Raw genomic sequence first — 21,454 nt, forward strand, 5'->3', positions numbered from 1 at the left:
GCAGCACAACATGAAAAAAGGGCCGGTGTTTCCACCGGCCCTTTTTCTCAAAGCATGTCCGAACGGATCAGAAGCGGAACTTCACCGCAGCAGCGTAGCGACGACCCAGCGCGTCGTAGGTCGACGGATAGACGTTGCCGCTGTTGTAGGCGGTCGAACCGATGGTCGAACCGACAACCTTGGGCTTGTTGTTCAGCAGGTTCTGTGCCGTCAGCGTCACCGTCAGATTGTCGGTGATGTGGAAACGGCCCGACAAGTCGAAATAATGTTCCGAAGGAATCTTGCGGAACTCTGGTTCGACCATGCAGCCGTCGGGATCAGTCCCTTCTGGATCGGCGCATTCAAAGCCGATGGCAGCAGCCAGATCGTCGGCCAGTGCTGCGGGTTCATATTCCACAGCGTTGATGAAGCGCCACAGCAGCGAGATGTCGAAATTGTCGAACGACAGCGTCGAACGCTGCGAGAACTGGAACTCCGGCTGAATGGAGGGGCAGTTCACGCTGTAGTAGCCCACGCAATCGCGATTGACCGAGGTTGGCGATGCCTGGAACTTCGAACTGTTGGTCCAGTTACCGACGAACGACAGAGCCAGCTTCGCAAAGCCAACATCCTTCGCATAGTTCATCGTCAGATCGATACCATCCGTCGAAATCGTGCCGAGGTTCGACAGTCCCTGGAACAAGCCAGTGGCCGTATCGCCGTCAAGTCCGCCGGTGAGCGGGTCGCGACCGATGATCGTGCATGCTTCGCTGGTGGCATCCAAATTGTCGAAGCAGGCAGCGATCGCATCACCAGGCGTCGGGGACGAAACTGCACCCTTAACCTTGATGTTGTAATAATCGATCGTTGCGGAGAAGCCCGACAGAAACGCCGGCTGGATGACAGCGCCGATGGTGTAGCTGTCCGACTTTTCCGGACCGAGGGCGAGGTTACCACCACCGGTCGAACGGGCCTGACCAGCGCTTGGCTGCTCGATGAAGCCGATCGTCGATGCAGGAGCACCCTGAGCGATACAGACGGCGCGCAAGGCAGCGTCGGTAACGGGAGCCGAACCCGCGCAAGGATCAACCGCAAGATTGGTCAGGCCGGTGGTGACCGGCGAGAACAGCTCGGCGATGTTAGGCGCACGCACGGCGCGGGCATATTTGCCGCGAACCTTGAAGCCATCTGCCGGAGTCCAGCTACCGCCTGCGTTATAGGTCCAGGTTTCATAACCGGGGCTGCCTGCAGCATCGATGCTATATTTGGAATAGCGCACGCCGCCTTCGATCGTGAGATCCTGGAAGAAGGGCTTGTCGGAGATCAGCGGAAGGATGACTTCGCCGACCGCTTCATAGACATCATAACCACCGTCGATGTTCGGTGCAGCGCCGCCGGCACCGCCCAGATCACCCGACTGCGACAACAGGTCGGAAACCTGCGACGCCTGATATTTACGATATTCACCGCCGATTGCGAAGGCAACCGGGTTGGCTGCCCAAGGCGAGGTCACGCCAATGTCACCGCTGATCGTGGCACGTGCCTGCGCCAGCGAGAATTTGGTGATGATCTGGCTTTCGGCAGTCAGGAAGTCGTTCATCTCATCAGTGATCGACCCTTCAGGACCGAAGATGTTGAGCGGAACGCAACCATTGGCCGCATTGAGGCACTCGGTCGTGCTGGTGGCATTCAAAGCCTGACGCACGCGCGAGTTCAGCCAATAGCCCTGCTGGGTCTGGACATTCTCGCTCTCGCCATAGGCGCCGAACACATCCCAGTCGATCGTGTCGGTGATACCGCCACGCGCACCGAGCTTATAATCGAAGAATGTGGTGGTGAACTCCGAAACGCGGGGACCATTTTCCACGGCGCGGCGGGCGAAGTTGGAGGTGAAGGTGCGGTAGTTGGGATCGTTGGGATCGGTCGCACCGGCTGCCGCTGTACATTGGCCGATGGTCAAGCCGTTGGCAGCGCACAGTTCATTGCGAGCGGCCGTTGGCAGATAGGGGTTGCTGTAAGGCACCGTAATGGGGATGCCGAAAGCACCCGACGGCGCGATGATGGTCTTGACCGTGTTCTTCGAGAAGATACCACGGGTATAGACTTCAACCGCGTCGCTGACTTCATAATGCGCCGATCCGAACATGTTGAAACGTTCGAATGGCGTCTGGAAGATGTTGTAGGGGTTAAAGTTGAACAACGAGTAGGTCGGAACCAGTTCGCCGGTGGTAGCATTGATCTGCTGCGTGCCGCCGCCGGGAACGCTGATGCGAACCGGGGTCGAAGTGCCCGAACCACCGATCGCGCCGCTGTAGGAATCAACATTGTTGACCGAGAAGGGACGACCACCCTGATAGATCGGGTCGGTCTGCTGATAGCCGATCGAGAAGACCGCATTACCGCGACCATCATCGAAATTGGCGCCCAGCGTCACGTCTGCGCGCAGCGTGTGGCCGTCGCCTTCTTCCGTGATCTGGTTCGAGAAATTCGCTTCCAGACCCGAAAAATCGGACTTGGTGACGAAGTTGACAACACCCGAAATGGCGTCGGCGCCATAGGTGGTCGATGCGCCACCGGTCAGAACGTCAACGCGCTCCACCAGAGCGAGCGGAATGTTGTTGAGATCGAAGCGGCCGTTCAGTTCGGCAGGAACCAGGCGCGTACCGTCGAGCAGGACGATGTTACGGTTGGAACCCATGCCGCGCAAATCGACGAACGAAGCGCCGCCATTGCCGTTGTTGACGGCCGAACCGATGCTGGGAACAATACCCGGAATTTCACGCAGAATTTCTTCGGCGGTGTTGTTCTGCTTCAGTTCGATGGTGTCAGCGCTGGTCGTCGTGACCGGGCTGGAGCGCTCCAGGTTCGGATTGCGGATCAACGAACCAGTAACGATGATGGTGTCGCCCGCTTCTGCACCAGCGGCCTGTGGCGCTTCCTGTGCGAATGCGGCGGTTGCGATCAGCGACGCGCCCAGGATCGCCGGTGCGGCGCTGGCACGCAGAAGTGCCCTCTTTGAAAATGTCTTCACGGTCCAGTCCCTTGCTCTGGAGGTTGGCAGATGACCTGCCACTCTATGTACCTACGGAGGGATAAGGTGCCCGACAGCGATCCCCCCATATGCATGGCCGCGAAACTGCGCGGGGAGCAGGGCGCTGTAAAGCGCGGGAAAAGGGCATTCACCGCTTTTGAATGGGGCTGTATCATAAATGCAACAAGCGCGTGCTAGAGCTGTTTTACGGCTGATTAGTAACATAATTTCGCGAATGCGCCCTCTTGCGATCCATTGATGTCTGCGCGTCGATCCAGCTCGACTGAAAATGGCGCAGACGCGACTGGCCGTGGCGATCCTGCGATATATTGACCTTGTTTTCAGCCGATGCATGCTAGGGCGTGGACGGGTCGATTGAAGAGGAGAGACGGCATGAAGCGCTTGAACACCGGACTGATAGGCGTGTTTTTGTGCCTCACTACGGCCAGCGCGAGCGCCGCGCCGCAGCGTCAGCAGCCCCGGCCGGAGATTTTCACGGACCTGCTGCAATGCCGGTCCATCGCGCAGGATGCAGAGCGACTAGCCTGCTTCGACCGTCAGGTCGGCGCGATCGACGCCGCTGCGCAGCGCGACGAAGTGGTGGTGTTGGACAAGAGCGAACTTAACAAGACGCGCAAGACGCTATTCGGTTTTTCCTTCCCCAAGCTGCCATTTCTGGGCGGCGGCGAAGAGGATGACAGTGGCGACGCGAAGGTGGACGGCGTCGATCAGATCGAGGCGGTGATCACGTCGGTCCGCAGCCTGGGCTATGGCAAGTGGCAGATCGGGCTGGAAGATGGCGCTGTGTGGGCCACCACCGAAGCGATCAGCGCGCGCGACCCCAAGGTCGGGCAGAAGATCGAACTCAAGCGCGCCGCCATGGGCAGTTTCATGGGCAAGGTCGAAGGCGGCCGCGCGGTGCGGATGAGGCGGGTCAGCTAAACCGCTTCATCGCCCCTATTCACCGTCCGTGCGGCATCGGCCCCGCGACCAGCAGCGGGTCGATGCGCGCGTCGTTCCACTTCATGCCCCAATGAAGATGCGGGCCGGTCGCGCGGCCGGTCGCCCCGATCGCGCCGATGCGTTGCCCCTGGGTCACAGTGTCGCCCGGCTTTACATCGATTCGCGACAGATGCAGGAAGGCGCTGTTGAGGCCATGGCCATGGTCGATCATCAGCAAATGTCCTTCCAGCGTAAAGGGCTTGGTCGCTGCCGCCAGGATCACCACCCCATCGGCGGGGGCGACAACCGGCGTGCCGGTCGCGCCCGCGACATCGACGCCGCCATGATAGGCGCCCGGCTGCCCCTGATAGACACGCTGTGATCCGAACAGGCCGGAAATGCGCCCCATGGTTGGCCAGATGAAGCGTTGCCGCCAGCCCTTGGCATCGGTTTTGAGCCTACGGGCGGCAGCGATCTGCGCCAGTTCGGGCCGACGCAGCGCCAGGAAGGCTTCCGTGCTTTTGGTGGGGCGCATCGGTGCGTTGATGCGCTCGATCCGCCAGGCGCGGGGCGCGATGGTCAGGCTTTTTTCGATCGTTCGCCCGTCGGCGCGTTGCGCCGTCAGTCGGGTGGTGGGCGCGGCGTCCCGGTCGAAGGCGATCAGGAAGCGGCCATCGGCATCGACTGACACGACCTCCTCACCCAGCCGAAGCGAGACTATATCGGCAGGCGCGGTGCCAGCCACTACGCCGCCCTGCGTCATCGTGCCGGTAAGGCGGAGGTCGTCGGATAGGGGCGGTGCCGCCGCTATCGTTGTTCCCAAGACGGCAGGCAACAGCAGGAAGGCGAGACGATTCATGGAATGCGCTTCGCCGCGCGTTCCGCCTGCACCGAGGCTTCCGCGCTGGCATAAGGTTCCTGCCTGGCGATGCTCCAATAGCGCAGATCTTCCAGCGCGATCTTCCGCCCCGTGACCGCGCACAGCACATGGTCGCCCGCCTGCAACACGCGGAAGCTGTAGGGCATATAATGAAGCCGGGCGATCCGGTCGCGGTTGGACATGAGCATCGGTCGGGCCTTTCAGACGGTCAGGAGAAAAGATCCTGTTGCGGCGGTGCGTCGGCGCTGCGCGGTTTGCGGGACTGGCGGGATGTGGACGATATAGCGGCAGGGTCTGGCTTCTCAAGCAAGGCTGCGCCCTGCCCGACCGTCGCATCGACCGTCCCGTCCTTGAAATGCAGCGTCACCGCGCCTGCAGCCTGCGCGGCGGCGACGGATTGGACGAGCCGCCCCCCCGCCATCACGCGGGCATAGCCGCGCGCCAGCGGCCGGTCGGGATCGAGCGAGGTGAAATGACGCGACACCCGGTCGAAGGCGGTCGCGCGATCGGTCAAAACCCGCGCCAGATAATCGGGACGCGGCCGCAACCGGTCGAGCCGCTCGCTTGCACGGGCGAGTTGCTGCTGGAGCAGCGCCGGTCGCAACGCGCCGCCCGCCTGCCCCAATTGCGCGCGGGCGTCGGCAATGCGATGGCGCAGGCCACTGGCCAGGGCCTCGGACAATTGATCGAGCCGCTGACGCTGCGGCGCGAGCAGCATGTCGGGGGTGGGCATGAGCCGCGCCTGCATGTCGAGGCGCTCTTTCGCCTGCGCCGCATTGCGACGGACCGCGCGTCCGGCCCGCAGGCCCATTTCAGCGAGGGTGGCGAGCAGGTCGGCGCGCACTGGCACCGCCATCTCCGCCGCTGCGGTGGGGGTGGGCGCGCGGCGATCGGCGGCATGATCGCACAGGGTCGTGTCAGTCTCATGCCCGACCGCCGAGATGATCGGGATGGTGCAATCGGCGACGGCGCGGACGACGATTTCCTCGTTGAAACTCCACAAATCCTCGATCGACCCGCCGCCGCGCGCGACGATGACGAGGTCGGGCCGGGGCACTGGGCCGTTGCCGTCCATGGCGGAAAAGCCGCGCACGGCGCGCGCGATCTGCTCGGCGGCACCATTGCCCTGCACCAATACCGGCCAGACCAGGACGTTGGTGGGGCAGCGATCGGCAAGGCGATGGAGAATGTCGCGGATCACCGCGCCGGTGGGCGACGTCACGACGCCGATGGTGCGGGGCAGGAAGGGCAGAGGCTGTTTGCGCTCGACTGCGAACAGGCCTTCGGCAGCAAGTTTCGCCTTGAGCTTTTCGAGCAGCGCCATCAGCGCGCCTTCGCCCGCCAATTCCATCCGCTCGATCACGATCTGATATTTGGAACGGCCGGGATAAGTGGTGAGCTTGCCAGTGGCGATCACCTCGACCCCGTCCTGCGGAGAAAAGGCGAGGCGTTGCGCCCCGCCCTTCCACATCACGCCATCCAGCACGGCATTATCGTCCTTGAGCGCCAGATAGAGATGCCCTGACGCCGCGCGCTTGAAACCGGAAATCTCGCCACGCAGGCGGACATGGCCAAAGCGGTCCTCGACCGTGCGCTTGAGCATGCCCGACAATTCACTGACCGAGAGCGGCGGCGCGTTGTCCCCTGCGCGTTCCTCCGCTAACAGGCGGCCCATACTGTCATAGGCATCGAAATCCGGGGACATGGGCGACATGAATATCCTTTTGCTTGGCGGCGGTGGCCGCGAACATGCGCTGGCGTGGAAGCTGGCGCAATCGCCCCGGCTCGATACGCTCTACGCCGCGCCGGGCAACCCCGGCATAGCCGAGCAAGCGACGTTGGTCGACCTCGACGCGACGGATCATCGCGCCGTGCTGGATTTCTGCACCCGCCATTCGATCGGGCTGGTGGTGATCGGTCCCGAAGCGCCGCTGGTGGACGGGCTGGCCGATAATCTGCGCACCATGGGCGTTCCGGTGTTCGGCCCCGACAAGAAGGCTGCACAATTGGAGGGGTCCAAGGGGTTCACCAAGGATCTGTGCCAGCGCGCCCATATCCCGACCGCCGCCTATCAGCGCGTCACCAGCAAGGACGGCGCCATCGCCGCGCTCGACGATTTCACGCTGCCGGTGGTGATCAAGGCCGATGGGCTGGCGGCAGGCAAGGGCGTCATCATCGCGGAGACGCGGCAAGAGGCGCTCGATGCGCTCGACACCATGTTCTCCGGCGTGTTCGGCGCGGCCGGTGAGGAAGTGGTGCTGGAAGAATATATGACCGGCGAGGAAGCCAGTTTCTTCGCGCTAACCGATGGCAGTGCCATCCTGCCCTTCGGATCGGCGCAGGATCATAAGCGCGTCGGCGATGGCGACACCGGCCCCAATACCGGGGGCATGGGCGCCTATAGCCCGGCGCGCGTGCTCACGCCCGAACTGGAGCGGCAGGTGATTGAGACGATCATCAAACCGACGGTGGCGACGATGGCTGCGGAGGGGATGCCCTATTCGGGCGTCCTCTATGCCGGGCTGATGCTGACCGATCAGGGGCCAAAGCTGATCGAATATAATGCCCGTTTCGGCGACCCCGAATGCCAGGTGTTGATGATGCGCTTCGATGGCGATTTGGTCGATTTGTTGCTGAGCGTGGCGCAGGGGACGTTGGCCGAGCAGGGGCCGGTGCAACTGGCGGACCGCACGGCGCTGACCGTCGTGATGGCGGCCAATGGCTATCCGGGCACGCCGGAAAAGGGCGGCGCGATACAGGGGATTGATGCGGCGCAGGCGCAGGGGGCGATGGTGTTCCATGCAGGGACGGCGCAACAGGGTGGCGCGCTGGTCGCCAATGGCGGACGCGTTCTCAATGTGACCGCGACGGGCGAGAGTGTCGGCGCAGCGCAGGCGGCCGCCTATGCCGCGGTTGATGCGATCGATTTCCCGACGGGCTTTTGTCGTCGCGATATCGGCTGGCGCGAGGTCGCACGCGAACAGGGGTGAAGGCTTGCCGTTCGGGACAAAGCGTCCCTACATAGCCGCACGATATTCAGGGAGGCGCGTGATGCAGGAATTCTTCATGGACTATGGGCTGTGGCTGCTGGTCGGGCTGCTGGTGATCATTGGTCTTGTCTTCCTGTTGTCGGGCAAGGGTAAGACGAAGGAGATTGCGCCGCCTACTGCGGTTGAAGCGGAAACAATCCCAGTTGCAGCCGTGCCGGTCGTCCCGCCCGTGGTGATTGAGCCGGTGGCCGTCGAACCCGTGGCGGTAGAGCCGATTGCGGTAGAGCCTGTGGCGGTGGTCGAAGCGGAAGCGCCTGCGCCCGTGGCTGCCGGGACACCGGAAGCAGGCGAGGATGACCTGTTGCGCATGAAAGGGGTCGGCCCCAAGCTCAAGGCGTTGCTGCACGACCTTGGCATCACCCGCTTTGCGCAGATCGCTGCCTGGACCGACACGGACATCGCCGCGATCGACGCAAGGCTGGGCAATTTCAAGGGCCGTCCGATCCGCGATCAGTGGGTCGATCAGGCGAAATATCTGGCAGCGGGCGATATTGCCGGGTTCGAAGCCCAATATGGCAAGCTGTAAAGCCTGACCGTCAGCCCGGCGCACCGCCCAATATTTCGCGGGCGCGGGGCGCCAGCCGATCCGTGGCGGCAGCATGAATGCCGGGCGCAGCGCAAAGCAGGCCGAAAGCGGTCGGTTTGGGGCGGTTGAAGCGCATCGGCGCACCCAAGGCGTCGGTGACCGTCGCCCCGGCCCGCTGGCAGATCAGCGCGGCGGCGGCGACATCCCACTCATTGCCCCAGCGCACCGTGGCGACCAGATCGGCCTCGTCGGCGGCCACCATCGCCATGCGCAGCGCGATGCTGTTGGGTTTTTCGACCGTCACCAGATCCCGGTCGATGCGCGGCAATTGATCGGCGGGGACGCGGGCACCGGGCAGCGTCGTGCGGTCGCCTGCGCGCAGCGTCTGCCCATTGCGTGTCGCCGAGCCATCCGCCTGCGCGATCCACAATTCATTGCGGGCAGGCGCGGCCAATATGCCAAGCCGAACCGCGCCATCCTCGATCAGCGCCACCGACACCGCCCAGCCAGGCCGTCCGCGCAGATAATCGCGGGTGCCGTCGATCGGATCGACCACCCAGACGCGCGGCACGCCTAGGCGATGCACCGTGTCCGCCGTCTCTTCCGACAGCCAGCCCGCTTCCGGGTCGATCTGGCCCAGCCGCTCGCGCAACAGCGCATCGACTTCCAGATCGGCCTCACACACCGGATGGCCGGGCACTTTTTCCCACTGGCGCACGCGGGTATCGCCGCCCGCCCAGAGGGTCAGCGCATGATCGGCCGCATCGGCGACCGCTGACACGATCGCGCGCAGATCTATCTCAGCCCCCGGCAACGGTCATTCCATCCACGCGCAGCGTCGGCACGTTCATGGCATAGCGAAAATGCAGGTCGTTGGCGGGGATGAGCGCGCGGAACATCGCCTTCAAATTGCTGGCAATAGTGATTTCCGACACCGCATGGGCGACCGCACCATTTTCGATCAGGAAGCCCGCCGCGCCCCGGCTATAATCGCCGGTGACGCCATTGACGCCCATGCCGATCAGTTCGGTGACATAGAGGCCGCGTTTTACGTCCGCCATCAGATCGCCCGGCGACACCGTGCCCGCCTCCATATGGACGTTGGTGATGCTGACGCCCGGCGCGCCGCTGCCGCCCCGGCTCGCATGGCCGGTGGGTTCCAGGCCCAGTTGCCGGGCCGAAGCACTGTCCATCAGCCAGCCGGTCAGCACGCCCCGGTCGATCAGCGCACGCGGTGCAACCGGCAACCCTTCGCCATCAAAGGGGCGCGAGCGCAGCCCGCGTGGCACCTGCGGATTGTCGATGATAGTGACGCCCGCGTCGAACAGCGCTTCGCCCAAGGATTCGAGCAGGAAGCTCGACCGGCGCGCGATCGCCGGGCCGACCATGCCGCCGATCAGATGGCCAAGCAGGCTGGAGCCGATGCGCGGATCGAAGATCACGGGCATGACGCCGCTTTCGACCTTCACCGGATTGAGGCGGGCGACCGCGCGCTGGCCTGCGCGCACACCGATTGCCTCGGCATTGTCCAGATCCTCCAGATGGCGCACGCTATGGCTGGCATGGTCGCGCTGCATGTCCGACCCAGCGCCCGCCAGCACGCTGGCCCAGGTCGAGTGATTGGTGCCCGCATAGGCACCGGCAAAACCATGGCTGGTCGCCAGTGCCACCTGGCTGCGGCCGTTCGATGCGCCGCCGCCTTCGCTGTTGGTAATGCCGGGCACCGATCGCGCTGCTTCCTCCGCCAGCAGCGCGCGTTCGCGCAGCGCGGCGGGTTCGGGCTCTCGCTCGTCGGTCAGGTCGAGCGCAGGCGGGCGCTTCTTCATAAGGCGATCTTCGGGTGCGAGACCCGCATAAGGGTCTTCCGGGGCTTCGCGGGCCATCGCGACGGCGCGATCGACCAGCGTGGCGAGCGTTGCCGGATTCATGTCCGAGGCGGAGATGCTGGCCGACCGGCTGCCAATGAAGACACGCAGGCCGATCTCTTCGCCCTCCGACCGTTCGACATCCTCCAGCAGGCCGAGCCGCACCGACACATTGGTCGAGGCGTTGCAGGCATAGATGGCGTCGGCCGCATCCGCCCCTGCCTTGCGCGCGGCGCTGACCAGATCCTGCGCGCGCGACTGGGCTTCTTCTAGGCTGAGCATGGAGGCGTGGGTGTCCCGAAACGATAAGAGGAGCCTGTGGCCTTACGCGCTTGCGCCCATGGGAGCAACGCCCGCCAGCCAGCGGTCAAACAGGTGCCAGGCGACCGCCATCTGCGGCGGCGCGAGGAAGGGCGCGCCGGGCTCCTCCGCTATCGCCGCGCGAACGGCGTCGGCATCGCACCAGAAAGCATCCTCGATCTCGGTCGGGTCAAGCGTCAGCGCGTCGTCCTCCGCCTGCGCGATGCAGGCGATCATCAGCGAAGAGGGAAAGGGCCAGGGCTGGCTCATGACATAGCGCACGTCGCGGACACGGATGCCTGCTTCCTCGAACAGTTCGCGCGCCACGGCTTCCTCGATCGTCTCGCCGGGTTCGACAAAGCCCGCCAGCGCCGAATAGCGCCCCTGCGGCCAGGCATGTTGCCGCCCGACCAGCACCCGGCCTTGATGTTCCGCCAGCATGATGACGACCGGATCGGTGCGCGGGAAATGTTCGGCGGCGCAAAGATCGCAACGCCGCGACCAGCCTGCCTTCACCGGCTGGGTCGGCCCGCCGCAGACGGAGCAGAAACGGTGGCGTGCATGCCAGTGAACCAGGCTGCGCGCGGTGCCGTAGAGCGCGACCTCCGCTGCTGGCACCAGCCCGGCGATGGCACGGCTGCGCGGGGTAGGGATGAGGTTGGGACCGAGATCGGCGACCAATCGCGCAAAGATCGGTTGTCCGGCGGGATCGATGCCAAGTAGCACATGATCCGCGACATGGGCGTCCGCGGCCAGCGGCTCCAGCAGCAGATGGCCATTCACCTCGACTGGCTCCAGCCCGTCAAGCACGAGTAGCCGCGCTGCGGGATCAACGAAGGCGTCCGCCAGCTTGGCCGGATTGGAGCGGATATGATCCACCCGATCGATCGTGCCGCCAGCGAAGCCGGGCAGTTTCTCTATGACCGGATTAGTGCCGTGCATCGCTGACATCCTCTTTCTTCATGGCCGTTTCAGCCGCGCGCACGAACAGCGTCGGCAATCCCGCCTCCGCCAGTTGATTGATCGGCCACCATTCGCCCGCACCCGACGGTACATGATCCTGATTCACCTGGATCGCATGGACCGTCAATGCCAGCGAGAAATGGGTGAATACATGGGCGACCGGCGGCTCCAGCCTTCGCCATGGCCCGGCGAAGGGCGGGGTCGGATCGGGCGCGTCGCCCCACCCTGATCCGAGCAAGCCGCGCATCCCGCCCAGCAATCCCTTGTCCGGGCGGCGCACCAGCCAAACATGGCCGTCTGCCCGCTCGATCCAGAAGGCGTGGCCCAGCCGATGCGGCTTGGCCTTTTTCGCGGCCTTGACCGGAAAAGCGGCCGGATCGGCGGTCAGGACGGCAGCGCAATCGGCGCGCAAGGGGCAGATGCTGCAGGCGGGATTGCGCGAGGTGCAGATGGTCGCGCCCAGATCCATCATCGCCTGGGCAAAATCCCCGGCGCGGGCATCAGGCGTGATACTATCCGCCGCTTCGCGGATCGCCGGACGGGCAGCAGGCAGCGGGGTCCTGATTGCGAACAGCCGGGCGACGACCCGCTCGACATTGGCATCCACCACCACGGCGCGGCGACCAAAGGCGATGGCGGCAACCGCAGCGGCGGTATAGGTGCCGACGCCCGGCAGCGCGCGCAGGCCTTCTTCCGTATCGGGAAACGCGCCGCCATGCTCGCTCGCCACTGCGCGCGCGCAGGCAAGCAGGTTGCGGGCACGGGCATAATAGCCAAGCCCGGCCCAGGCGGCCATCAGATCGGCGTCCGGCGTAGCCGCCAGCGCCTCCACGCTCGGCCAGCGTTCGGTGAACTTAGCGAAATAGGGGCCGACTGCCGCCACCGTGGTCTGTTGCAGCATCACTTCGGACAACCAGACGCGATAGGGATCGGTCGCATTGCTCCCCGGCGGCGCGCGCCAGGGCAGGCGACGGGCGTGGACATCATAATGGGCAAGCAGGTCGCTCGCGATTTTTGACTCTCTACCCTCGACGCGCATGGCGGCCCTATGCCATGGTGCGGGCGATGACGGAACGCCCCCCAGTACCGAAAGTGAAAAGCCGCGCCGCCTTGCCCGTGGAGCGGCCCCGGATCGGTGCGAGCCGCCAGATTGCCGACCTGATGCCCGACATCGGCCGCGCGGCGTTCCGCAAGTTCGGCTTCGTTCAGTCCAGCATCGTCACCCGCTGGACCGAGATTGTCGGCAGCCATTATGCCGCGATCACCGCGCCCGAATCGATTCGTTTCCCGGTCGGCAAGAAGGCGGGCGGGACATTGCAGCTGACGGTGATGAGCGGCCATGGACCGATGGTGCAGCATATGCTGCCCGACATGATCGAGCGGGTGAACCGCTTCTTTGGCTATGCCGCCGTCGCCAAGGTGGCGATGCGGCAAGGCGAGATTCTGCCAGCAACCGCCGAACGCCGTCCGCCGCCGCGCAATTTGCGGCCGATCCCGGTCGAGTTGGGCGATTCGTTGCGGGGCATTGGCGATCCCGAATTGCGCACCGTACTGGAATCACTGGCACAGGGGCTTGCCAATAGCAGCGGCCCGCCCAAGATCGGCTGATGCCGTTACGCTTTCGTTCAGCCGATATCTGCCAGGAACCCGTCCCCATGACCATCGCCCGCTTCCTGCCCCTCGCCCTCATCGCCCTGCCCACTGCCTTGGTTGCCGCGCCTGCCACCAACTGGGTGAACCGCGTCGTCATCTCGCCGGTCGGCGGGCATGTGATGGGCAATCCGTCCGCCACCACCAAGCTGGTCGAATATGTGAGCTATACCTGCAACCATTGCGCCCAATTCGTGGGGCAAGCGAGTGGGCCGCTCAAGACCGGCTATGTGAAGGGCGGCAAGGTCAGCGTCGAGGTGCGCAATGCGGTGCGCGACAAATATGACCTGACCGCCGCGCTGCTGGCGCGCTGCGGCGGCCCGGCCCGCTTCATGGGCAATCATGAAGCGCTGTTCGCCAATCAGGATGCATGGATGGCACAGATCGAGACCTATGATCGCGACGCGACCAAGCCGACCGACCAGATCGCCGCGCTGCGCGACATCGGCCAGAAGACTGGACTTTATACGCTGATGGGCAAGCGCGGCTACAAGCCCGCACAGCTCGACGCCTGCATCGCCAGCCCCATGGGCATGAAGCAGGTGATGGCGATGACCGACGATGCGTGGAAAAAGGTGAAGATCACCGGCACTCCCGGTTTTACCGTCAACGGCACGCGGGTCGAAGGATCGACCTGGACCATCCTTCAGGCCGCATTGCCGCCAGCCGCGCGCTGATCTAGACTTGTCCCCCAATCATCCATCATCGGAGCCTTGCCCGTCGTGAAAGCCTTTTCCGGTCTTGCCCTTGTCGCCCTCAGCCTGACCCTCGCCGCGTGCGGCAAGAGCGAGGAAGGCGCCACGCCCACCGGCGAATCGGTCGCCGCCGTTGCGCCGCCTGCCGGTACCAGCTGGTCGCAGACGGTCGCCGAAACGCCGGATGGCTATTTTCTGATGGGCAATCCCGCCGCGAAGGTGAAGCTGGTCGAGTTCGGTTCCTATACGTGCAGCCATTGCAAGGATTTCACCGCCGAAGCGTCGGAAGAAATCAACAAGCTGGTCGATACGGGCAAGATGAGCTTCGAATTCCGCCCCTATGTGCGTGACCCGATCGACATTTCGACGGCGCTGCTGGCGCGTTGCGGCGGCAAGGATATCTATTATCCGCTGTCGGAGCAGTTCTTTGCCAACCAGACCGCCATGTTCGACAAGGCGCAGGCGATGGGCGATGAACGCTATCAAGCGGTTATGAGCGCGCCGCCCGTAGAGCGTTTCGGACAGTTGGCGAATGCTTTGGGCCTCGTCGAATTCGCCCAGCAGCGCGGCATTTCGGCGGATCAGGCCAAGCAGTGCCTGGCCGACACGGCCGCGGCGGAAAAGCTGGCCAAGGGCGTCGAGACGGCCAACAGCCAGTATCAGATCACCGGGACGCCCAGCTTCCTGATCAACGGCGTGCTGGTCGACAATGCTGCGAACTGGGCCTCGCTCCAGCCCAAGCTCAAGGCAGCGGGACTCTGATTGTCGGCCGGGGGGCTGACATCGGCGCTTGAAGGAACCGGGGCAAGGCATCGCCCCGGTCCGATCCCGTGCAGATAAAGCGGCTCAAACTCTCCGGCTTCAAAAGCTTCGTCGATGCGACCGAATTGCGGATCGAACCAGGCCTGACGGGCATCGTCGGCCCCAATGGCTGTGGCAAATCCAACCTGCTGGAAGCCATCCGATGGGTGATGGGCGAATCGAGCGCCCGGTCGATGCGCGGCGGCGGCATGGAAGATGTGATCTTCGCGGGCACCGCGACCCGGCCGCAGCGCGATTTCGCGCAAGTCTCGCTGCTTACGGTGCAGGAACAGGGCGAATTGTTCAGCGCCGTCGATGTCGGTGCGGATGGCGAACTGGAAGTCACGCGCCGGATTGAGCGCGGTGCAGGCAGCGCCTATCGCGCCAATGGCAAGGATGTCCGCGCGCGTGACGTCGCGCTGATCTTCGCCGATGCCGCCACGGGACCGCATAGTCCGGCGCTGGTCAGCCAGGGTCGGATTGCCGCCGTCATCGCCGCGCGGCCGCAGGAGCGGCGTGCGATGCTGGAGGAAGCGGCCGGGATTGCGGGCCTGCATGTACGGCGCAAGGACGCCGAGCAGAAGTTGCGCGCTGCCGAAGCCAATCTGGCGCGGCTCGACGAAATATTGATCGACATGGATGCGCGCGCCAACAACCTGCGGCGGCAGGCGCGGGCAGCGGAACGCTATATCCGCCTGTCCGACCAGATCCGGGTGGCCGAGGCGCGCGTTTTGTTCGCACGCTGGCGCGAGGCCAATGCCAGCGCGGAAGCCGCCCGCGCCGACGCGAAACAGGCCGATCATAACGTACATATCGCGCAGCAGGCGCAAGTCGCAGCCGTGGCCCAAGCGCAGGAGGCCGTCACCCTATTGGCGGACAAGCGCGCCGCCGCCCAGCAGGCGCGCGAAAATGCCAGCGAAGCGGGGCATAGGCTTCAGACATTGCGGACGCAGCGCGATGCTGTCGTGCGACGCTTGCAGGATCTCGTACAACAAAGCGTACGACTGGAAGAGGATCGGGCGCGGGAAGGGACGCTCGCCAATGACGCGGCCGAGGCGATTGCGCGACTGACGGCGGAGATTAGCGGGCTGAAGGCGCGGATCGCCGAGACCGAGACATTGCGGCCCGATTTTGCGGCACGGATCGCCGCTGCCGAGAGTGGCGCACGCGATGCCGAGTTGGATCTGGCCAAGGCGATGGCGAAGCAGGCGGGCGAGCAGGCTGAACTGCGGGTGGCGGAAGCCGCGCTGGTGGCCGCGCGCACGCGGTTGGAGCGGGCGGAGCGCGAGGCGTCTCGCCTGGCCGCCGAAGCGGCGGCGCTGCCCGATGCGGCACCGTTGGAGGCGCAGCGCGCCGAGGCGGTCGCGCGGCAACAGCAGGCCAGCCTGGATCGGGATGCGGCCGAGGCGATGATCCGCGAAGCGGAAGCCGCGCGTCAGTCTGCAAGCGAGGCGCGGGCGTTAGCGCAAGCGGCGCTGTCATCCGCGCGCGCGGCACTGGCGGCGCTGGACAGTGAAGCGGTAGCGTTGCGTCGTGCCGTCGATAGTGGTTCGGGCGGGCGGGCGCGGGCGCTGGACCAAGTGAAGGCTGCGCCCGGTTATGAACGCGCCTTGGCGGCGGCCTTGGGCGATGATCTGGAAAGCCCTATTGCCCCGGAAGGCAAGCGTCGCTGGGCGGGGGCGCAGGCGCAGTCCGATGACCCGGCGCTGCCTGAGGGCTGCGAGTCGCTCGCCGATCATATCAGCGCGCCACCCGAACTCGTGCGCCGTCTGGCCCAGATTGGTTTTGCGGAGCAGGATGCGGGGCAGATGCTGCGCGTCGGCCAGCGTCTCGTCACCCGCGATGGGCAGATGCGGCGGTGGGACGGCTATGTCGCGATCGAAGGCGGCGCGGCGGCAGCCGAACGCTTGATCCGGCTCAACAGGCTGGAGGCGATCGTCGCCGCCCGGCCGGCCCTCGCGACCGAGGTCGATGCGGCGCAGGACGCAGAACAGGCCGCGCGGGCATCCGAACAGGCCGCGAGCGATGCAATGGCGGCGGGACGTACCCGACTGACGCAGGCGGAGCAGCAGCAGCGCGCCGCTCTGCGTGCGGCGGACGAGGCGACGACCGCGTTGGAGCGCTTGTCCGGGCGGCGCGAAGGGGTAGAGGAGCGGCTGATCGAAGCCCGGCGTGATTGCGACTCCGCGCGAGCCGAGCTGGATATGGCGCAGGCCGCGCGCACGGCGATGCCCGACGGGGCGGACACGCGGGCGCTGGTTGCTGCGCTGACGCAGGCGAGTGAGAAGACGCGCGCCGCCGTCAGCCAGTTGCAGGCCGACAAGGCCTTGGCTGACCGCGCGCTGTCGAGCGACCGCGAACGGCAGGCGGCGGCCGAGGCGGAGATCAAGAGCTGGCGCGGACGGGCGGGCGAAGCGGCCAAGCGTATTGGGGCGATGGTCGCGCGCGGCGAGGCGATCGCTACCGAACGCACGACGATCGAGGATCAGCCCGACTCCTTGGCGCAGGCCATCGCCGCATTGGATGATCAGGGCGCCGCACTGGCGGAGGCGGCCGAAACCGCCAGGCGGGCGGAATATGAGGCGGAAGCGACGCTGCGCACCGCCGAACATCGTGCAGCGCAGACGGGCGAAATGCTGGCCGCAGCGCGCGAGGCGCGCGCCACGGCCGTCGCCCGCGCGGAAGCCGCAGATGAAAAGCGCATCGAAACCAATCGGCTTTCGGGCGAACGGTTCGAATGTCCGCCGCCATTGCTGCCGGAGAAGCTGGGCTTTGCCAGCGCCGACATCCGCATCGCCCAGACCGAACAGGCCGAGCATGACCGCTTCGTCGCCGAGCGCGAACGGATTGGTCCGGTCAATCTGGTTGCGGCACAGGAACTGGGCGAACTGGAAGCCAGCCAGGCCGCCAGCCGCGCGGAGAGCGAGGAACTGACGCAGGCCATCCACAGGCTGCGCGGATCGATCGGCAGCCTCAATCGCGAAGGACGGCAACGGCTGCTCGCCGCGTTCGAGGCAGTCGACGGCCATTTCCGTCGCCTTTTCACCACGCTGTTCAACGGCGGGCAGGCGCATCTGGAACTGATCGACAGCGACGATCCGCTGGAGGCGGGGTTGGAAATCATGGCGCAGCCGCCGGGCAAGAAGCTGGCCGCGCTGACTTTGCTATCGGGCGGCGAACAGGCTTTGACGGCGGTGGCGCTGATCTTCGGCCTGTTCCTGACCAACCCCGCGCCAATCTGTGTGCTGGACGAAGTCGATGCGCCGCTGGATGATGCCAATGTCGAGCGCTTTTGCGACCTGCTCGATGCGATGGTGGCGCAGACCCAGACCCGTTATCTGATCGTGACCCATAATGCCGTCAGCATGGCGCGGATGCACCGTCTGTTCGGCGTCACCATGGTCGAACAGGGCGTCAGTCGCCTGGTCTCAGTCAACCTCCAGAGCGCCGAGGCATTGCTGGCGGCGGAGTAGACCTAGCTCCTGCCGAACCAGCCCTTCATCCGGCGGAACAGGCCGCGTTCGCTGATCGATTCGAACATTTCTTCGGGGCCTTCGGGGTCGAGCACTTCATGATCGGCGAGCCAGGTCTGGACGTCGTTCAAATCCGGGGTGACATAGGGGCGTAGCGTCCGCCCCGGCTTCTGGCGCATTTCCTCGATACCCGCCACCAGTCCGCGCTCCGCGATCACGGCGGCGACGCGCTCGACCGGCATGTCGAGATGTTCGGCGATCAGATCGTTGCGAATGGCCAATATACGGTCCTGCCGCCTCCCGTTGGCGGGCAGGATCGTGTCGATCGTCACGTCGCATTCGGTGTCGAGCCGCATCGACCGGTTGTTCATGTTGGAGGAGCCGACCCGAATCAGCCGGTCATCCACGATCAAGATCTTGGCATGGATGTAGATGGGCACGCCCCGCGTGGTGAAGGCGTGATAGATGCGGAAGCGGCCATGGGTATCGCGCGCCTTGAGCGCTTCGTAGAGACGGGCGCGCGCCGTATCCATCGCCTGCTGTTCCAGCCAGCCATCGGCCTGTTCCGGGTTGACGATGACGATATCCGGGCCATCGGGTTCGGCCAGCCGCTTGGCGATCGCCTCGGCGATGCGGCGGGAGGCGAAATATTGGCTTTCGGCATAGATGCAGCGTTTTGCGGCCGCGATCTGGTGGCAATAGAGATTTTCAATCTCCGTGACGCCATCCTGATCGTCCATTTGCGGCGCGGATCGGGAAATGGCGACATCCACCCCTTCAAATTGCACAGGGAGACGATCGGGCCAGCAATCCTCGCCGCCTTCCACCGGCTCCAGATCATCACCACCCGCCATCTTCCAACGCATACGCGCATGGGCACCGAGCGCGGCGGCGACAGGTCCGGCCAGTGCCGTGGTCGCATCATGCCAAGGCCCATAGGGCGAGCCGTCGGGATGATGACGTCCGGCTTCGTCGTCGCGATGATGGCGCGTGTCCCAGCGATCGCCGGTCATATCGATACCGCCGCAAAAGGCGAAACAATCGTCGATCACCACGATCTTCTGATGGTGGGAGGCCGCGGGGGGGTGATGCCCGTCCAGCTTCACCGTGACGCGCGGATGTGCCATCCATTTGAGTGTGGTGAAGAGGTTGACGGGGCTGACCATCGACTTCATCGCGCCGATATCCCAGCGCAGCAGGAAGATTTCGAGGTCGGGCGAGCGGTTGACGAGCCAGCTGATGAAATCGCCAATGACGGCGGGTGCGCCGTCTCCGACCTCATCGTCGCGCACCAGGCTGATCGCGGCATCGAAATCCCAGCCGATCAGCATGATCCGCTTGCGTGCCTTGAGCATCGCCGCGCGGCCGTGGCGGAAATAGGTGTCCGCGTCGATGATGACGCTGGCGCGTGTGGCTGTCTCGATGCGCCAGCAATCGTCGCCGGGCACTGGACCTATGGGATGCGCGCTCATGCGCTGCCTACTACCAGACAAGCCAGGAACATCAACAACCCCGCAAAACGATTGGCGCGAAACTTGGTGAGCGGGTCTACGCCGTCTTCGCGCAAGGTCGCAACCTGCCACAGCAGATGCCCGGCCATCGGCAGAAGAGCGACAAGCGCCAGGCCATCTGGCCGCACCTGCCAGATGGCCGTCGCCCAGAGGGCAAGCGCCAGCGCATAGCATAGCGAAACGCCCGCGCGCACATGCCGCCCCATGGACAAGGCGCTCGAACCGATACCGATCAGCGCGTCATCCTCCCGATCCTGCAGCGCGTATATGGTGTCATAGCCCACGACCCAGAAAATGGTTCCGGCGTAGAGCAACAGACCTCCCACAGTGAGCGTGCCCACCACTTCGCTCCAACCGACCAAGGCCGCCCAGGAAAAGACGAGGCCCAGCCAGATTTGCGGCCAGCCGGTGATCCGCTTCATGAAAGGATAGGCCGCGACCAGCGCCAGCGACGCAAGCGCCACGACCTGCGCATAGGGCCGCAATTGCAGCAGTACGACAAGCCCGACCGCGCAAAGGACCAGCAGCCAGAGCCAAGCGGTTCTGAGCGAAATCGCGCCGCTGGCAAGCGGGCGCGAAGCCGTGCGTGCGACCTTCGCGTCGAGATCGCGATCGACGATATCGTTGAACACGCAGCCCGCGCCGCGCATCGCGATGCTGCCCAGCAGAAACCATAGGATGAGCGGCCAGCGGACAAAGCCGCCCCCGGCCAGCGCCACGGCCCAGGCCCCCGGCCAGAAAAGCAGCCACCAGCCGATCGGCCGGTCGAACCGGGCCAGCAGCGCAAGGCCGCGCGGCGTGTCCGGCAGGCGCGACAGCAGGCCGCGCGCTTGGGTGTCGGGGACGATGCTACTGCTCACACTATCTCCGTTTCGCCGCTGATCGCGGGGCGCGTCTCGACTTGCTTCGACAGGAACGGCATTAGGGGTCGCATCGCCATACGGAAAGACCGAAATGACCGCTACCCCCGCCTGGCCGCCGCAAAGCGCCCCGCGCCTGCATGTCGAGACCCAGTTGGGCGAGGGCGTGGTCGTGTCGATCGACGGCAATCCGGCCCATTATCTGATCGCCGTCATGCGGGTGAAGCCCGATGACATCGTGCTGCTGTTCGATGGGCGGTCGGGCGAGTGGGCCGCGCGCGCGCGCGACATCCGCAAGCGTGATCTGGTGCTGGAATGCGTGGCGCAGACCAAGGGGCCGGAGACGGTCGCCGATTTCTGGCTGTGTTGCGCGCCGATCAAGAAGGGACGCATCGATCTGATCGCGGAAAAGGCGTGCGAATTGGGGGTGGCGAAGTTGCAGCCCGTGCTGACTCGCCGCGCGGTGGTGGACAAGCTCAACCTCGACCGGCTGCACGCGCATCTGGTCGAGGCCGCCGAGCAATGCGGGCGCACCGCGCTACCCGAACTTTCCGCCATGGTGAAGCTGGATGGGCTGTTGCGCGATTGGCCGCAGGCGCGGCATCTGTTTTTCGCTGACGAAACCGGCGGCGCACCGATGACCGAGGCCTTTGCCACCCATCCCGGCGCGGCGGCTTTCCTGATCGGGCCGGAGGGCGGATTCGACCCTGCCGAGCGGGAGGCGATCCGCGCGCATCCTCAAGCCGTACCCGTCTCTCTTGGCCCCCGCATCCTGCGCGCGGAAACCGCCGCCATCGCCGCTACGGCGGCCTGGATGACGATCAATGGCGACTGGAAATAGTTTCATTTCGCTATTGGATTGAACCGGATAGCAACACAGCCTATTTGACCGATGCCCGCTGCTGTTTGACGGGCAGAGGGGAAGCAG

At 65.0% G+C, this 21,454-nt stretch carries 18 protein-coding genes; 8 read left to right on the forward strand and 10 right to left on the reverse strand.

Annotation, left to right across the window (positions count from 1 at the left end; genetic code table 11):
- Positions 1 to 67: 67 nt before the first annotated feature.
- A complete protein-coding gene (locus tag IL54_RS08715) occupies positions 68 to 3,010 on the reverse strand; it encodes a TonB-dependent receptor domain-containing protein (protein WP_037474851.1) in 2,943 nt (980 codons plus the stop codon).
- Between the two features lie 393 nt (positions 3,011 to 3,403).
- Here IL54_RS08715 and IL54_RS08720 point away from each other — a divergent pair, with 393 nt between their 5' ends.
- Positions 3,404 to 3,952, forward strand: coding sequence for a hypothetical protein (locus IL54_RS08720; protein WP_037474854.1), 549 nt, complete (start codon positions 3,404 to 3,406; stop codon positions 3,950 to 3,952).
- Between the two features lie 19 nt (positions 3,953 to 3,971).
- Here the strand turns inward: IL54_RS08720 and IL54_RS08725 are convergent, their stop codons facing one another.
- Genes IL54_RS08725 through xseA form a run of 3 tightly spaced genes read right to left on the reverse strand, consistent with a single transcriptional unit; the run spans position 3,972 to position 6,537 of the window.
- A complete protein-coding gene (locus tag IL54_RS08725; RefSeq protein WP_037474857.1) occupies positions 3,972 to 4,811 on the reverse strand; it encodes a M23 family metallopeptidase in 840 nt (279 codons plus the stop codon).
- Entirely contained in the window at positions 4,808 to 5,020 is a 213-nt protein-coding gene (locus tag IL54_RS08730) for a DUF2093 domain-containing protein (protein WP_037474859.1), read from the reverse strand. Before IL54_RS08730 ends, IL54_RS08725 begins: the two co-directional genes overlap by 4 nt.
- A 20-nt stretch (positions 5,021 to 5,040) precedes the next feature.
- Complete coding sequence (gene xseA / locus IL54_RS08735) at positions 5,041 to 6,537, reverse strand: exodeoxyribonuclease VII large subunit (protein ID WP_037478178.1); 1,497 nt, start codon at positions 6,535 to 6,537, stop codon at positions 5,041 to 5,043.
- Between the two features lie 7 nt (positions 6,538 to 6,544).
- On the opposite strand from xseA, the gene purD reads away from it, so the two are divergent.
- Positions 6,545 to 7,822, forward strand: a complete 1,278-nt coding sequence (gene purD, locus IL54_RS08740) for a phosphoribosylamine--glycine ligase (RefSeq protein WP_037478180.1) — start codon at positions 6,545 to 6,547, stop codon at positions 7,820 to 7,822.
- A 61-nt stretch (positions 7,823 to 7,883) separates the two neighbouring features.
- Positions 7,884 to 8,408 carry a hypothetical protein gene (locus tag IL54_RS08745; protein WP_037474861.1) on the forward strand — a complete coding sequence of 175 codons (525 nt, stop codon included), beginning with the start codon at positions 7,884 to 7,886 and terminating at the stop codon, positions 8,406 to 8,408.
- A gap of 10 nt (positions 8,409 to 8,418) precedes the next feature.
- On the opposite strand, the gene IL54_RS08750 is transcribed toward IL54_RS08745, so the two are convergent.
- From IL54_RS08750 to IL54_RS08765, 4 genes are read right to left on the reverse strand one after another with little or no spacing between them, the layout of a single operon-like run.
- Complete coding sequence (locus IL54_RS08750) at positions 8,419 to 9,222, reverse strand: 3'(2'),5'-bisphosphate nucleotidase CysQ (RefSeq protein WP_037474862.1); 804 nt, start codon at positions 9,220 to 9,222, stop codon at positions 8,419 to 8,421.
- Positions 9,209 to 10,555 (reverse strand): TldD/PmbA family protein, encoded by a 1,347-nt coding sequence (locus IL54_RS08755; RefSeq protein WP_037474863.1) that lies wholly within the window; start codon positions 10,553 to 10,555, stop codon positions 9,209 to 9,211. Before IL54_RS08755 ends, IL54_RS08750 begins: the two co-directional genes overlap by 14 nt.
- A 42-nt stretch (positions 10,556 to 10,597) precedes the next feature.
- Positions 10,598 to 11,515, reverse strand: coding sequence for an NAD(+) diphosphatase (gene nudC, locus IL54_RS08760; protein WP_037474864.1), 918 nt, complete (start codon positions 11,513 to 11,515; stop codon positions 10,598 to 10,600).
- A complete protein-coding gene (locus IL54_RS08765) occupies positions 11,502 to 12,575 on the reverse strand; it encodes an A/G-specific adenine glycosylase (RefSeq protein ID WP_037474866.1) in 1,074 nt (357 codons plus the stop codon). The genes nudC and IL54_RS08765 overlap by 14 nt, the downstream gene beginning before the upstream one ends.
- A gap of 26 nt (positions 12,576 to 12,601) precedes the next feature.
- Here IL54_RS08765 and IL54_RS08770 point away from each other — a divergent pair, with 26 nt between their 5' ends.
- The 4 genes from IL54_RS08770 (at position 12,602) to IL54_RS08785 (ending at position 18,155) form a co-directional block, all read left to right on the forward strand.
- Positions 12,602 to 13,144 carry a DUF721 domain-containing protein gene (locus tag IL54_RS08770; RefSeq protein ID WP_037478182.1) on the forward strand — a complete coding sequence of 181 codons (543 nt, stop codon included), beginning with the start codon at positions 12,602 to 12,604 and terminating at the stop codon, positions 13,142 to 13,144.
- A 47-nt stretch (positions 13,145 to 13,191) separates the two neighbouring features.
- On the forward strand, positions 13,192 to 13,863 hold the full coding sequence (locus IL54_RS08775) for a thioredoxin domain-containing protein (RefSeq protein WP_037474868.1): 672 nt from the start codon (positions 13,192 to 13,194) through the stop codon (positions 13,861 to 13,863).
- Positions 13,864 to 13,908: 45 nt separating this feature from the next.
- On the forward strand, positions 13,909 to 14,643 hold the full coding sequence (locus IL54_RS08780; protein ID WP_037478184.1) for a thioredoxin domain-containing protein: 735 nt from the start codon (positions 13,909 to 13,911) through the stop codon (positions 14,641 to 14,643).
- Between the two features lie 68 nt (positions 14,644 to 14,711).
- Positions 14,712 to 18,155 carry a chromosome segregation SMC family protein gene (locus tag IL54_RS08785; RefSeq protein WP_037474871.1) on the forward strand — a complete coding sequence of 1,148 codons (3,444 nt, stop codon included), beginning with the start codon at positions 14,712 to 14,714 and terminating at the stop codon, positions 18,153 to 18,155.
- 2 nt (positions 18,156 to 18,157) lie between these two features.
- Here the strand turns inward: IL54_RS08785 and IL54_RS08790 are convergent, their stop codons facing one another.
- Both IL54_RS08790 and ubiA read right to left on the reverse strand, forming a co-directional pair.
- Complete coding sequence (locus IL54_RS08790; protein WP_037474873.1) at positions 18,158 to 19,627, reverse strand: phospholipase D-like domain-containing protein; 1,470 nt, start codon at positions 19,625 to 19,627, stop codon at positions 18,158 to 18,160.
- Entirely contained in the window at positions 19,624 to 20,526 is a 903-nt protein-coding gene (ubiA, locus tag IL54_RS08795; RefSeq protein ID WP_037474875.1) for a 4-hydroxybenzoate octaprenyltransferase, read from the reverse strand. The genes IL54_RS08790 and ubiA overlap by 4 nt, the downstream gene beginning before the upstream one ends.
- A gap of 94 nt (positions 20,527 to 20,620) precedes the next feature.
- On the opposite strand from ubiA, the gene IL54_RS08800 reads away from it, so the two are divergent.
- A complete protein-coding gene (locus IL54_RS08800) occupies positions 20,621 to 21,367 on the forward strand; it encodes a 16S rRNA (uracil(1498)-N(3))-methyltransferase (RefSeq protein ID WP_037474877.1) in 747 nt (248 codons plus the stop codon).
- The last annotated feature ends 87 nt before the right edge of the window (positions 21,368 to 21,454 follow it).

Origin of the sequence: Sphingobium sp. ba1 (assembly GCF_000743655.1) — a bacterium.
GTDB lineage: Bacteria > Pseudomonadota > Alphaproteobacteria > Sphingomonadales > Sphingomonadaceae > Sphingobium.